The organism is Pseudomonas moorei, from assembly GCF_008801475.1.
In the GTDB taxonomy this organism is placed as follows: Bacteria; Pseudomonadota; Gammaproteobacteria; order Pseudomonadales; family Pseudomonadaceae; genus Aquipseudomonas; species Aquipseudomonas moorei.
This window is the reverse complement of record NZ_VZPP01000006.1, coordinates 367,393-380,417: the sequence shown is the minus strand read 5'-3', so window position 1 is coordinate 380,417 and position 13,025 is coordinate 367,393. Positions and strand designations below refer to the sequence as shown.

9 protein-coding genes are annotated in these 13,025 nt (G+C 59.2%); 6 read left to right on the top strand and 3 right to left on the bottom strand.

From position 1 onward, the window contains the following. The first annotated feature begins 212 nt into the window (after window positions 1-212). Window positions 213-1,355 (top strand): 4-phosphoerythronate dehydrogenase PdxB, encoded by a 1,143-nt coding sequence (pdxB, locus tag F7R06_RS14200; RefSeq protein ID WP_090327236.1) that lies wholly within the window; start codon window positions 213-215, stop codon window positions 1,353-1,355. 153 nt (window positions 1,356-1,508) lie between these two features. On the opposite strand, the gene F7R06_RS14195 is transcribed toward pdxB, so the two are convergent. Further along, window positions 1,509-1,688: a PA1571 family protein gene (locus F7R06_RS14195; RefSeq protein ID WP_090318513.1), complete on the bottom strand. Its 180-nt coding sequence runs from the start codon at window positions 1,686-1,688 to the stop codon at window positions 1,509-1,511. 251 nt (window positions 1,689-1,939) lie between these two features. Between F7R06_RS14195 and F7R06_RS14190 the strand changes: the two genes are divergently transcribed. After that, on the top strand, window positions 1,940-3,721 hold the full coding sequence (locus F7R06_RS14190; RefSeq protein ID WP_162493933.1) for an ABC transporter transmembrane domain-containing protein: 1,782 nt from the start codon (window positions 1,940-1,942) through the stop codon (window positions 3,719-3,721). Between the two features lie 74 nt (window positions 3,722-3,795). Here F7R06_RS14190 and F7R06_RS14185 read toward each other — a convergent pair whose 3' ends face one another. Then, window positions 3,796-5,724, bottom strand: a complete 1,929-nt coding sequence (locus F7R06_RS14185) for a transglycosylase SLT domain-containing protein (RefSeq protein WP_090318520.1) — start codon at window positions 5,722-5,724, stop codon at window positions 3,796-3,798. 213 nt (window positions 5,725-5,937) lie between these two features. On the opposite strand from F7R06_RS14185, the gene F7R06_RS14175 reads away from it, so the two are divergent. Continuing rightward, window positions 5,938-7,857: an ATP-binding cassette domain-containing protein gene (locus F7R06_RS14175; protein ID WP_090318524.1), complete on the top strand. Its 1,920-nt coding sequence runs from the start codon at window positions 5,938-5,940 to the stop codon at window positions 7,855-7,857. A 185-nt stretch (window positions 7,858-8,042) separates the two neighbouring features. Here F7R06_RS14175 and F7R06_RS14170 read toward each other — a convergent pair whose 3' ends face one another. Further along, a complete protein-coding gene (locus F7R06_RS14170) occupies window positions 8,043-8,483 on the bottom strand; it encodes a universal stress protein (RefSeq protein WP_090327238.1) in 441 nt (146 codons plus the stop codon). 104 nt (window positions 8,484-8,587) lie between these two features. Here F7R06_RS14170 and F7R06_RS14165 point away from each other — a divergent pair, with 104 nt between their 5' ends. From F7R06_RS14165 to fadA, 3 genes are all read left to right on the top strand, one after another. Further along, the gene (locus tag F7R06_RS14165) at window positions 8,588-9,025 is read left to right on the top strand and encodes a hypothetical protein (RefSeq protein ID WP_090318527.1); all 438 of its coding nucleotides are present in this window, start codon (window positions 8,588-8,590) and stop codon (window positions 9,023-9,025) included. A 615-nt stretch (window positions 9,026-9,640) separates the two neighbouring features. Next, window positions 9,641-11,788: a fatty acid oxidation complex subunit alpha FadB gene (fadB, locus tag F7R06_RS14155; protein ID WP_090318530.1), complete on the top strand. Its 2,148-nt coding sequence runs from the start codon at window positions 9,641-9,643 to the stop codon at window positions 11,786-11,788. A 29-nt stretch (window positions 11,789-11,817) separates the two neighbouring features. Beyond that, window positions 11,818-12,993, top strand: coding sequence for an acetyl-CoA C-acyltransferase FadA (gene fadA, locus F7R06_RS14150; protein WP_090318533.1), 1,176 nt, complete (start codon window positions 11,818-11,820; stop codon window positions 12,991-12,993). The last annotated feature ends 32 nt before the right edge of the window (window positions 12,994-13,025 follow it).

The window sequence follows — 13,025 nt, the reverse complement described above, 5'->3', positions numbered from 1 at the left end:
AAACGTCCAGAAGGTATTGATGCGCAGACGCGCATTCTACGCATTGACGCAGCGGTCAGGAAAAGACCCGTGTTGGGGATTTGTAATCGACCTCTTGAATGAATCCGCAACGCCGCAGGAATCTGCAGTCCTTCCTATCCAGCATGCGCAATGCACACTGGCCCACCACCCGCATCTACGCCTACACTGCCGATCCGCCTAAGGAGCCTGCCATGCTGATTGTTGCCGACGAAAATATCCCCCTGCTCGATGCCTTCTTTGCAAGTTTCGGTGAAATCCGCCGGGTGCCAGGGCGTTCCATCGACCGCGCTACCGTCGAACAGGCCGATGTGCTGTTGGTGCGCTCGGTGACCAATGTCAACCGCGCGTTGCTTGAAGGCAGCAAGGTGCGTTTTGTCGGCACCTGCACCATTGGCACCGATCATCTGGATCTCAATTACTTTCAACAGGCCGGGATCACGTGGTCCAGTGCGCCGGGCTGCAATGCCCGTGGCGTGGTCGACTACGTGCTCGGCAGTCTCCTGACCCTGGCTGAAATCGAAGGCGTCGACCTGACCCAGCGTACTTACGGGGTGGTGGGGGCCGGTGAAGTGGGTGGGCGCCTGATCAAGGTCCTGCAAGGGCTGGGCTGGAAGGTACTGGTCTGCGACCCGCCGCGCCAGGCCGCCGAAGGGGGGGACTACGTCAGCCTGGAGCAGATCATCGAACAGTGCGATGTCATCAGCCTGCACACGCCGTTGACCAAGCAGGGCGCGCATTCGACCTGGCATTTGTTCGATCAAAAGCACCTGAACCAACTCAATCCCGGCACCTGGCTGATCAATGCCAGCCGTGGCCCGGTGGTGGATAACAGCGCCCTGCGCCAGGTGCTGTTGCAGCGTGAAGACCTGCAAGCGGTGCTCGATGTCTGGGAGGGAGAGCCGGAAGTGGATGTGGCACTCGCCGAACTCTGTGTGCTGGCCACGCCGCACATTGCCGGCTACAGCCTGGATGGCAAACAACGCGGAACAGCGCAGATCTACCAGGCGTATTGCGATTTTCTCGGACAATCGGCCGAGGTCAGCCTGAACGATTTGCTGCCGGCGCCATGGTTGTCCGCAGCGACCTTGACCGCTGAAAGCGATCCGGCCTGGGCACTGGCGATGTTGTGCCGCGGGGTGTACGACCCGCGCCGTGATGACGCGGATTTCCGCCGCAGTCTTGTAGGCAGCGTGAGCGAGCAGCGGGCAGCGTTCGATGCTTTGCGCAAAAACTATCCTTCGCGCCGTGAGATCGACGGATTGAAGGTGCGCATTGAAGGAGATTCGCCGGCATTGCGGCAGATCGTGGCGGCGTTGGGCGCGTCGGCTGTCTGATAACCACGTTGGCCCTATCGCGGGCAGGCCGCGCTCCTACAGGTCATGCGGAAACATTGGCATCGCATTGAATCCGTGGGGGCGCAGCACCCTCAAAAAAACAGCATAAAAAACCCGGCCAACAGGGGCCGGGTCAAGAAGACGGTGGCTATATCACTTTTGTTCGGCAGGCTTGACCAATCGCTGTTCCAGTTCACGGCACGCGGTCTGGATCATGTCTTCAGTGATCGGTACTTCGCGGCCATCTGCATCGATTATGGAGCAACCCAGAGACTGGTCGGGCTGTGTGCGGATCACTTGAATCTTGTCATCTCTGCTGTCTTGCAAGGACATGGCCTGTCTCCTCATCAGGTTGTGTGCCTACTTTAGAACCGCCAAGTGACCAGGCTGTGACAACTCCCTGCGATCTCTGTATGGCGGCAGCACCAGTCCACCAGAAATAGCGCGATGTTGCCACCCGGACTTTAGACCAATAGTGTCTAGCATCTAGCAGGGGCGGTCATAATTAACCTGACTCATTATGATTTACCGAGTTCCGCCCCGTTCAGCGGTCTAGGCCGACCTTAATCACTGCTCCCTTGTGGATGATGCCAATGCTCTCTGTTCGTCACCGCCGTGCGATACGTCTGGCCAGCCATTTCATCGCGCCTTATCGCTGGCAGGCGTTCGGCGCCTTGCTGGCGCTGATCGTCACGGCAGGCATCACTTTATCCATGGGGCAGGGTATCCGTCTGCTGGTGGATCAGGGCTTCATGACCCAGTCCCCGCACTTGCTCAACCAATCGATCGGTCTGTTCATGCTGTTGGTGGTCGGCCTGGCGGTGGGTACCTTTGCGCGTTTTTACCTGGTGTCGTGGATTGGCGAGCGCTGTGTCGCCGACATTCGTCGGCAGGTGTTCAACCACCTGATCTACTTGCATCCCGGGTTCTACGAAAACAACCGCAGCTCTGAAATCCAGTCACGGTTGACCGCCGATACCACCTTGCTGCAATCGGTAATCGGCTCTTCCTTGTCACTATTTTTGCGCAATCTGTTGATGGTGATCGGCGGGATCGTCTTGTTATTTGTGACCAATCCCAAGCTCACCAGCATCGTTGTGGTTGCACTGCCACTGGTGGTTGCGCCTATCCTGATTTTCGGTCGCCGGGTGCGAAACCTGTCGCGCCTGAGCCAGGATCGGATTGCCGATATCGGCAGTTATGTCTCCGAAACCCTGGGCCAGATCAAGACCGTGCAGGCCTACAACCACCAGGCCCAGGACGAGCGGCGTTTTGCCCTGACCGTGGAAGAGGCGTTCAACACTGCGCGCAAGCGTATTTTCCAGCGGGCCTGGTTGATCACCTTGGTGATCGTGCTGGTGCTGGGTGCAGTCGGCGTCATGCTGTGGGTCGGCGGCATGGACGTGATAGCCGGTCGTATTTCTGCCGGTGAGCTGGCGGCGTTTGTCTTTTATAGCCTGATCGTCGGCAGTGCATTCGGCACCCTGAGCGAAGTGATTGGCGAATTGCAGCGCGCGGCCGGCGCAGCCGAGCGGATTGCCGAGTTGCTGCGTTCGGAAAACATCATCCAGCCTCCGAGCACGGGGCTCGCGACCTTACCCGAGCGGGTAAGGGGTGATCTGGAGCTGCAAGACGTACGTTTTTCCTACCCGTCACGTCCGGAAAGCTATGCCGTTGATGGCTTGAGTCTGACCGTCAAGGCCGGCGAAACCCTGGCCCTGGTCGGGCCGTCCGGGGCCGGGAAGTCGACGGTGTATGACCTGCTGCTGCGCTTTTACGATCCTGCTGAAGGGCGCCTTCTGCTCGATGGCGTGCCGCTGACCTGTCTCGATCCTCTGGACCTGCGTCGCTGCTTTGCCCTCGTTTCGCAAACCCCGGCGCTGTTTTTCGGCAGCATCGAGGAGAACATCCGCTATGGCAAGCCAACGGCGACGCTGACGGAGGTTCAGGAGGCAGCGAAAATTGCCTATGCCCACGATTTTATCGAAGCCATGCCCAACGGTTATCAGACTCACTTGGGTGACGGCGGCCTGGGTTTGTCCGGTGGTCAGCGCCAGCGCCTGGCCATTGCCCGGGCGCTACTGGTGGATGCTCCAATCCTGTTGCTGGATGAAGCCACCAGCGCGCTAGATGCCCAAAGCGAACACCTGATCCAGCAAGCTCTGCCGAGCCTGATGAAAAACCGCACGACCCTGGTGATCGCCCACCGCTTGGCCACGGTGAAAAATGCCGACCGGATCGCTGTGATGGATCAGGGAAAACTGGTGGCGGTAGGGACGCATCAGGAGCTGATTGCCACTAATGCGCTGTATGCAAGATTGGCGGCGTTGCAGTTCAGTGATGGCAAGGTTCTCGCCGACCTGTAGGCGCTGGCTTGCCAGCGAAAGCGGTGCAGGTGCACCGCGTTGCGCCATTTGTTAGCAAGCCGGCTCCCGCACGATCATTGATCGTCGAAATACCGCTCATGCCAATCCACCAGCGGTTGCGGTGAATTGAGTTTCTGGCCGTAGATTACCGAGTAAGACAGCACGTTCTGTACGTACTGACGGGTTTCGTCGAACGGGATGCTTTCCACCCACACGTCGAAACTCAGGTGGTCGGCGCCGCGCAGCCACTGGCGAACACGGCCGGGGCCGGCGTTGTAGGCAGCGGAGGCGAGGACGCGGTTGCCGTTGAACTGACTGTGGACCTGGCTCAGGTATGCGGCACCGAGCTGGATGTTCTTGTCCGGCTCCAACAGCTGCTGCGGCGAGGCATAGGGAATGCTGAACTTGCGCGCGGTTTCCTTGGCGGTCACGGGCATCAGTTGCATCAAGCCTGACGCACCGACGCCGGAGCGGGCGTCGTCCATGAAGGCGCTTTCCTGGCGGGTGATGGCAAATACCCAGCTCGAATGCAGGCCACGGTTTCTGGCTTCACGGACCAGGGTTTCTCGGTGAGCCATCGGGAAGCGGATGTCCAGGTCGTCCCAATACTGCGCCTGACTGATCGTACGAATCGCCGGGAAATACCATTTCAGGTCGTAGGCCAGTTTTGCCTGGGCAACCATTTCCTCTCGACTGAAGTGGCGGCTGACGTAGTACCACTCGCGGCGACCGTCGACGATCTGTCCGCGGGCGTGAAACTCCAGGGCGCGACGAATACCGGGAGTGTTGCGCACTCTATTGATTGTCGCCTGGCTCAGCACCAAGGGTTTGTTAACCAGCGAATAGGGTGACTGCGAACGATCGGCTGCGAGGAAACCATAGAAATCGCGTTCGCGAGCGAGGTTTTTATAGAGCGTCTGCGCCTCAGGGTTTTGCGGCTGCGCCAGTTCGAGGCTGCGGGCTTGCCAATAGCGCCAGCGGTTGGTGGTGGCCAGGTCTTGCGGCAGGCGGCGAGTCAGTTCATAGGCGTCTTCCCAGCGAGCCAGGCGCAACAACAGGCGCAGGCGCCATTCGGACACCGTGTTGTCACGCAGTTCCGGGTCGTACTTGGTCATGACGTCCAGCGCGCGGCTGTCGAAGCGGCGCGCGAGCGTCAGGCCGATTTCCCGGGCGATCGCCACTTTTTCGTCCCGGGAAAAGTGCATGCTGCTGGCATAGCCGTCGAGCAGATCCATGGCCTTGTCCGGGTCCTCCCGCGCCAGGCGCCGCAGACCGAGGCTGACAATATCGGACATCGGCTCGTCAGCCGGGGTGAAGCGTGACGGCTGGTTGAGCAACTCGGGTTTTTGCGCCACATCGATCAGCAGGCGACCGCGAGGGGCGAGGGCGGTCAGGCTGTTGACCAGGCTGTTGGCCAGCGGATAGTTGCGCGCCTGGGCGGCAAGCTTGGCGCGCTCCCAGCGTTTTTGCTCGGTCAATTGGCCTTCGGCGGCCCACATGCCAAACAGTGCATCGCAGGCGGCCGGTTGGGATTTGCCAGTCAGCCAGAGTTTGTTGGTGTTGGCGTAACCTTCGGACTTTAGGTTGTGGCTGATCTGATACTGCGCATTCAGGCAGTCCAGTTCGGTGAAGTTCATCTTGGGGTCGTAATATTTGACGAACGTCTCCCAATCGCCGCGATCAGCCATCCAGCGCAGCCAGCGCAATTTCATCCAGTTGGCTTGTGGCAGGTCGCCATGTTCGGCAAGGAATTTTTCAATTTCGGTATTGCTCGCGGTTTTCAGACGCGCGGTCAGTTCGTCGTACGCGAGGTAGGGCTCTAGCGGGTAATCGCTCAGGGCCTGGCTGTAGCGGAAATAAGGGCCGCTATCGCCTTTGGCCAGGGCGCGCTTGGCTTCATCGTAATACTGGCGTTGGGTAGACAGGTCCACCGCCTGGGCGGAGTTAACGGCAGCGGCAGAGAGTAAAAGACATGAAAAAAGCTTGAAAATGCGACTGCGCATGAGACGTCCGAACAGAGAAATCATGACAAGTGCTGACGAAGGCAACACTTTATTAACTGTAGCTTAGCCTTTTGCCAGCAGGGGACGAAAGCTTTGCCGGCCTGTCTGAATAAGTTCGCAACATTTGTTGTGCAGAGTGCTTCGACAGTGAAATTGCCGGCCTTCTGAAGCCTCAAGTCAGGTAGACTGCGCGCCCGGTTTTTGGAGAAGCTCATGACCCTGCTCAAATTCAGCGATGTGTCCCTTGCTTTCGGCGCTATGCCGTTGTTGGACAAGGTGTCCTGGCAGATCGCCCGTGGAGAGCGGGTGTGCATCATCGGCCGCAATGGCACTGGCAAGTCCAGCATGATGAAGCTCGTCAAGGGCGACCAGAAGCCCGATGACGGCTCCGTTTGGCGCACACCTGGGCTCAAGATCGGCGAATTGCCGCAAGAATTGCCGGTAGCCGACGAGCGGACCGTGTTCGACGTGGTCGCCGAAGGCCTGGACGGCGTCGGCGCACTGCTCGCCGAATATCACCACCTGAGCCAGAACATCGTCACCGACGCTGACCTGGACAAGCTGATGCACGTCCAGCACGATCTCGAAGCTCGCGATGGCTGGCGTCTGCAGACCCTGGTCGACAGCACCCTGAGCCGTCTGCAATTGCCCGCCGACAAGACCCTCGCCGAGTTGTCCGGCGGCTGGCGTCGTCGCGTGCTGCTGGCCCAGGCGCTGGTATCCGAACCCGACCTGCTGCTGCTCGACGAACCGACCAACCACCTGGACATCGGTGCGATTGCCTGGCTCGAAGAAGCGCTGAAGGATTTCCAGGGCGCCGTGCTGTTCATCACGCACGACCGTTCTTTCCTGCAAAACCTCGCGACCCGCATCCTCGAACTGGATCGCGGTGGCTTGATCGACTGGAACGGCGACTACGCCAGCTTTCTGGTGCATAAAGAAGCCGAACTCGCTGCCGAAGCGACCGCCAACGCGCTGTTCGACAAAAAACTGGCCCAGGAAGAAGTCTGGATCCGCCAGGGCATCAAGGCTCGCCGCACCCGTAACGAAGGCCGAGTACGTGCCCTCAAGGCTTTGCGCGTTGAGCGCAGCGAACGTCGCGAGCGTACCGGTAAGGCCAATATTCAGCTCGATACCGCTGACAAGTCCGGCAAGCAGGTGATGGTCCTCGAGAACGTGAGTTTCGCTCACCCGGGTGGCCCGTTCCTGATCAAGGATTTCTCCATGGTCCTGCAGCGCGGCGACCGTATCGGCTTGCTCGGCGCCAACGGTACCGGCAAGACCACGTTGCTGAAGCTGATGCTCAGCGGTCTGCAGCCCACCAGCGGCAAGGTGGAAGAGGGCACGCGCATTGATGTGGCGTACTTCGACCAGTTGCGTCACCAGCTGGATCTGGAAAAAACCGTGATCGATAACGTCGCCGAAGGCCGCGACTTCATCGATATCGACGGCCAGAGCCGCCACGTCCTGAGCTACCTCGGCGACTTCCTGTTCAGCCCGCAGCGTGCCCGCACGCCGGTCAAGGCGCTGTCCGGTGGTGAGCGTGCCCGACTGTTGCTGGCCAAGCTGTTCAGCAAACCGGCGAACCTGCTGGTGCTCGACGAACCAACCAACGATCTCGACGTTGAAACCCTCGAGCTGCTGGAAGAGGTATTGCTGACCTTCAACGGCACCGTGCTGATGGTCAGCCACGACCGGGCGTTCCTCGATAACGTGGTCACCAGCACCCTGGTCTTTGAAGGTGAGGGCAAGGTTCGCGAATACGTCGGTGGTTATCAGGACTGGCTGCGCCAGGGCGGCTCTCCGCGCCTGTTGGGCGTGACCGAGAGCAAGTCCGGCAAGGCCGACCTGAACTCCGCGGTGGTCAAGGCCGAGCCTGCGCCGGTTGCGGCAGCCGTTGAAGCGCCTGTGGCGAAGAAGAAGCTCAGCTACAAATTGCAGCGTGAGCTGGAGGCGCTGCCTGGGCAGATTGAAGCGATGGAGCAGCAGATCGCTAGTGTTGAGGCGCAAATGGCCGATGCTGGTTTCTATTTGCGCCCGGCTGCCGAGACCGCTGCGGTGATCGCTCAACTGGCGCAATTGCAGGCTGAACTCGACGTGATGGTCGAGCGTTGGGCCGAGCTGGACGCCTGATTGATCCTGCCATGAAAAAGCCCGGCTTCATTCGCATGAACGCCGGGCTTTTCATATGGAATACGGTCAACTCTCTGTAGGAGCGAGCGTGCTCGCGATGAATCCGGGAGTTTCGCGGGGCGTCAGGCGTTGCGAGATATCATTGACGACCATCGCGAGCGAGCTCGCTCTTACAGGGGGGGCTATCAGCTTTTTGTTTGCAGGCGCACCGCCAGCACATCGCAAGGTGCTCCGTGCAGTACGTCGTTGGCGGTGGAGCCCAGCAGCAGTGCCAGGCCGTGTCGCCCGTGACTGCCGACCACGATCATGTCGCACCCTTGCTCTTTGGCCAGGTGGTGAATTTCCTGGCGTGGCTGGCCGTAGGTCAGGTGGCTGTACTCCCTGGACAGCTCCGGATATTTCAAGATCAACCGGTCAAGGCGCTCTTTGGCCTGGTCGAACTGCTGTTGTTGCAGTTGTGACAGGTCCATCGGCACGTCACCGCCAAAGGCCATGGCCATCGGCTCGACAATGTGCACCAGGGACAATTTCGCACCGTTGCTCACCGCCAGTTCGCGAGCGCGGTGGATTACAGGGTCGCACTCTTCGGTTAGATCTACAGCGACCAGAATGTGGTTGTAGGGCATGAGGTGCTCCTCCTGAGGATTGCGATATTGGTAAGTATGGCTGGTTTCAAACGTATTGGTTTCAAAGTGACTGAATACGCTCATCAAGAATCGGGAGTACAGATATGACGGTCTGGATAGTGGTGTCAATCCTGCTGGTGGTTCTCAGTCCGCTGGCCTGGTTGCGACCGTCGCGACACCAGAGCGGGCGTATGGCCCTGCGCATGGAGGCGCGGCGCATCGGCCTGGCCATGCAGTTGGCGCCGCAGGAGTGGCCGCACTGGCTCGGCCAGGAGCCGCCAAATCCCTGTGCGCAGTACCACCGACCACGACGGGGCAGTCAACCGGCGTGCTGGAGTTTCTGGCAAAAAACACCGGGCGTGTGGGTGAATCAGTGGCAGGAGGTCTGTGAAGATCGATCGCTGCTCAATCATTTCGAAAAGTTGCCGGACAATGTCTACAAGGTCGAGGCCGACAAACAAATGATTGCTCTTTATTGGGGCGAGAAGGGCGAAGCCGAGGTCTTGCAGCACATCGACGCTACCCTCAAAGCCCTCGCCTGAATCGCATCCCCCTGTAGGAGCGAGCCTGCTCGCGATGAATCTGAGAGCGCCACGGGGTGTCAGGTTTCAAGCGTCATCGTTGACGTCCATCGCTGGCAGCCCAGCTCCCACAGGTTTTTATGCAGGCAATAAAAAGCCCGACAACATCATCGGGCGGGGTTGGCCAGGCAGGCCGGTAATTCGCTGTGGGCTGATCTTACGCTGGGCATTCGCCAAAAGCGTGCACATTTTTCCCTGAGATTCCGCCAGCGTAGCTCGTTAAACACGGGCTGCCGGGAATTAGGGCGACTTTTCTAATGATTGATCCTATGAATGACTTCACATGCCTTGGCGTGTTGAAGGTCTTCGCAGTACGGAAATGACCGGAAAGTCGCGTTTCAACCCCTGTTTCGGGCGATTGACAATTGTCGGAAATTCCGTGAAGGTGACGTACCCAAATCAAACGGGCGTATGAATTGAGCGTTTGTATTTCAGACCGCTCCTACAGAATCCCGACTATCGCGTTGGCGGGTGTGTCGGGTGAATCGGCGTAGCATCGACGTTTAACGTCCCTGCCGAGCCATTCGCCTGCGTCCGACGTGTACTGTTCAGCTTCCATATCGTGGAGATCAGTTGATGATTTACGAAGGTAAAGCCATCACGGTTAAGGCTCTTGAAAGTGGCATCGTCGAACTGAAGTTCGACCTCAAGGGTGAGTCCGTCAACAAGTTCAACCGTCTAACCCTGAACGAACTGCGTCAGGCCGTAGACACCATCAAGGCAGATGCTTCGATCAAGGGTGTGATCGTCAGCAGTGGCAAGGACGTCTTCATCGTCGGCGCCGACATCACCGAATTTGTCGACAACTTCAAGCTGCCGGATGCAGAGCTTGTTGCTGGCAACCTCGAAGCCAACAAGATTTTCAGCGATTTCGAAGACCTCAACGTCCCGACAGTCGCCGCGATCAATGGCATCGCTCTGGGTGGCGGTCTGGAAATGTGTCTGGCAGCGGACTACCGCGTCATGTCCACCAAGGCCAAGATCGGTCTGCCGGAAGTCAAGCTGGGTATCTACCCGGGCTTCGGCGGTACCGTGCGTCTGCCGCGCCTGATCGGTGCCGACAACGCCATCGAATGGATTGCCGCCGGCAAGGAAAACCGCCCGGAAGACGCGCTGAAAGTCGGCGCCGTCGATGCCGTGGTGGCTCCTGAAAAGCTGCAGGAAGCTGCGCTGGAACTGATCAAGCGCGCTATTTCCGGCGAGTTCGATTACAAGGCCAAGCGTCAGCCGAAGCTGGAAAAACTGAAGCTGAACGCGATCGAGCAAATGATGGCTTTCGAAACCGCCAAAGGTTTCGTGGCCGGTCAGGCTGGCCCGAACTACCCGGCGCCGGTCGAAGCGATCAAGACCATCCAGAAAGCCGCGAACTTCGGTCGCGACAAGGCGCTGGAAGTCGAAGCCGCCGGTTTCGTGAAGCTGGCCAAGACCTCTGCTGCGCAGAGCTTGATCGGCCTGTTCCTGAATGATCAGGAGCTGAAGAAAAAGGCCAAGGCCTACGACGAAATCGCCAAGGACGTGAAGCAGGCTGCCGTTCTCGGCGCCGGCATCATGGGTGGCGGTATCGCCTATCAGTCGGCTTCCAAAGGCACGCCGATCCTGATGAAGGACATCAACGAGCACGGTATCGAGCAGGGGCTGGCCGAAGCTGCCAAGCTGCTGGTGGGCCGCGTTGAGAAAGGCCGCATGACCGCCGCGAAAATGGCTGAAGTGCTCAACTGCATTCGTCCGACCCTGTCCTACGGTGACTTCGGTCACGTTGACCTGGTGGTTGAAGCGGTCGTCGAGAACCCGAAGGTCAAGCAAGCCGTTCTGGCCGAAGTCGAAGACCAGGTCAAAGAGGACACCATCCTCGCCTCGAACACCTCGACCATTTCCATCAGCCTGTTGGCCAAGGCCCTCAAGCGTCCGGAAAACTTCGTCGGCATGCACTTCTTCAATCCGGTGCACATGATGCCGCTGGTCGAAGTGATCCGTGGCGAGAAGTCCAGCGAGCTGGCCGTTGCCACCACCGTTGCCTACGCCAAGAAAATGGGCAAGAACCCGATTGTGGTCAACGACTGCCCGGGCTTCCTGGTCAACCGCGTTCTGTTCCCGTACTTCGGCGGTTTCGCCAAGCTGGTCAGCGCCGGTGTGGACTTCGTCCGTATCGACAAGGTGATGGAAAAATTCGGCTGGCCCATGGGCCCGGCCTACCTGATGGACGTGGTCGGCATCGACACCGGCCACCACGGCCGTGACGTGATGGCCGAAGGTTTCCCTGATCGCATGAAAGACGACCGTCGTTCGGCCGTTGACGTGCTTTACGAAGCCAAGCGCCTGGGCCAGAAGAACGGCAAGGGCTTCTACGCCTACGAGACCGACAAGAAGGGCAAGCAGAAGAAGGTGGCCGATCCGTCGGTCCTGGAAGTGCTCAAGCCAATCGTGTTTGAACAGCGCGAAGTCACTGACGAAGACATCATCAACTGGATGATGATCCCGCTGTGCCTGGAAACCGTGCGTTGCCTGGAAGACGGCATTGTTGAAACCGCTGCCGAAGCCGACATGGGTCTGGTCTACGGTATTGGTTTCCCTCCATTCCGTGGCGGTGCGCTGCGCTACATCGACTCGATCGGTGTTGCAGAGTTCGTTGCCCTGGCTGACCAGTACGCTGATTTGGGCGCGCTGTACCACCCGACCGCGAAGCTGCGCGAAATGGCCAAAAACGGCCAGAGCTTCTTCGGTTAAGCGCCCCCAACTAGAGTGAGAGTGAACTTATGAGCTTGAATCCTAGAGACGTCGTGATTGTCGACTTCGGTCGTACTCCGATGGGCCGCTCCAAGGGCGGCATGCACCGCAATACCCGCGCCGAAGACATGTCGGCGCACCTGATCAGCAAACTGCTGGAACGCAACGTCAAGGTCGACCCGAGCGAAGTCGAAGACGTGATCTGGGGCTGTGTAAACCAGACCCTGGAACAGGGCTGGAACATCGCCCGCATGGCGTCGCTGATGACCCAGATCCCGCACACCTCGGCCGGTCAGACGGTCAGCCGTCTGTGTGGCTCGTCGATGAGTGCGCTGCACACTGCCGCGCAAGCGATCATGACCGGCAATGGTGACGTATTCGTCGTTGGCGGCGTCGAGCATATGGGTCACGTGAGCATGATGCACGGTGTCGATCCGAACCCGCACATGTCCCTGTACGCGGCGAAAGCCTCGGGCATGATGGGCCTGACCGCTGAAATGCTGGGCAAAATGCACGGCATCACTCGCGAGCAGCAAGATGCTTTCGGCCTGCGCTCCCACCAACTCGCCCACAAGGCGACGGTGGAAGGCAAGTTCAAAGACGAAATCATCCCGATGCAGGGCTACGACGAGAACGGTTTCCTGAAACTGTTCGACTACGACGAAACCATTCGTCCGGAAACCACCCTGGAAAGCCTGGCGGCCCTCAAGCCCGCCTTCAATCCAAAGGGCGGTACCGTGACCGCGGGTACTTCGTCGCAGATCACCGATGGTGCTTCGTGCATGATCGTGATGTCGGCGCAGCGTGCGCAGGACCTGGGCATCCAGCCCATGGCGGTGATTCGTTCGATGGCAGTGGCAGGTGTGGACCCGGCGATCATGGGCTATGGTCCAGTACCGGCCACACAGAAAGCACTGAAGCGCGCGGGCCTTGGCATCAACGATATCGACTTCTTCGAGCTCAACGAAGCTTTCGCCGCACAGGCCCTGCCGGTGCTGAAAGATCTGAAAGTGCTCGACAAGATGAACGAGAAGGTTAACCTGCACGGCGGCGCGATCGCCCTGGGTCACCCATTCGGTTGCTCCGGTGCGCGTATCTCCGGCACTTTGCTCAATGTGATGAAGCAAAATGGCGGTACCTTCGGGGTAGCGACCATGTGCATTGGTCTCGGCCAAGGCATCTCCACCGTCTTCGAACGCGTTTAAGCGTTTCGTCGACGGAAGCCGGGGCCAAGTGC

What these genes read in the sequence shown, in the direction of transcription:
- pdxB (WP_090327236.1), top strand. Translation starts at nt 213, where the DNA reads ATGCTGATTGTTGCCGACGAAAATATCCCCCTGCTCGATGCCTTCTTT.
- F7R06_RS14195 (WP_090318513.1), bottom strand. Translation starts at nt 1,688, where the DNA reads ATGTCCTTGCAAGACAGCAGAGATGACAAGATTCAAGTGATCCGCACA.
- F7R06_RS14190 (WP_162493933.1), top strand. Translation starts at nt 1,940, where the DNA reads ATGATGCCAATGCTCTCTGTTCGTCACCGCCGTGCGATACGTCTGGCC.
- F7R06_RS14185 (WP_090318520.1), bottom strand. Translation starts at nt 5,724, where the DNA reads ATGCGCAGTCGCATTTTCAAGCTTTTTTCATGTCTTTTACTCTCTGCC.
- F7R06_RS14175 (WP_090318524.1), top strand. Translation starts at nt 5,938, where the DNA reads ATGACCCTGCTCAAATTCAGCGATGTGTCCCTTGCTTTCGGCGCTATG.
- F7R06_RS14170 (WP_090327238.1), bottom strand. Translation starts at nt 8,483, where the DNA reads ATGCCCTACAACCACATTCTGGTCGCTGTAGATCTAACCGAAGAGTGC.
- F7R06_RS14165 (WP_090318527.1), top strand. Translation starts at nt 8,588, where the DNA reads ATGACGGTCTGGATAGTGGTGTCAATCCTGCTGGTGGTTCTCAGTCCG.
- fadB (WP_090318530.1), top strand. Translation starts at nt 9,641, where the DNA reads ATGATTTACGAAGGTAAAGCCATCACGGTTAAGGCTCTTGAAAGTGGC.
- fadA (WP_090318533.1), top strand. Translation starts at nt 11,818, where the DNA reads ATGAGCTTGAATCCTAGAGACGTCGTGATTGTCGACTTCGGTCGTACT.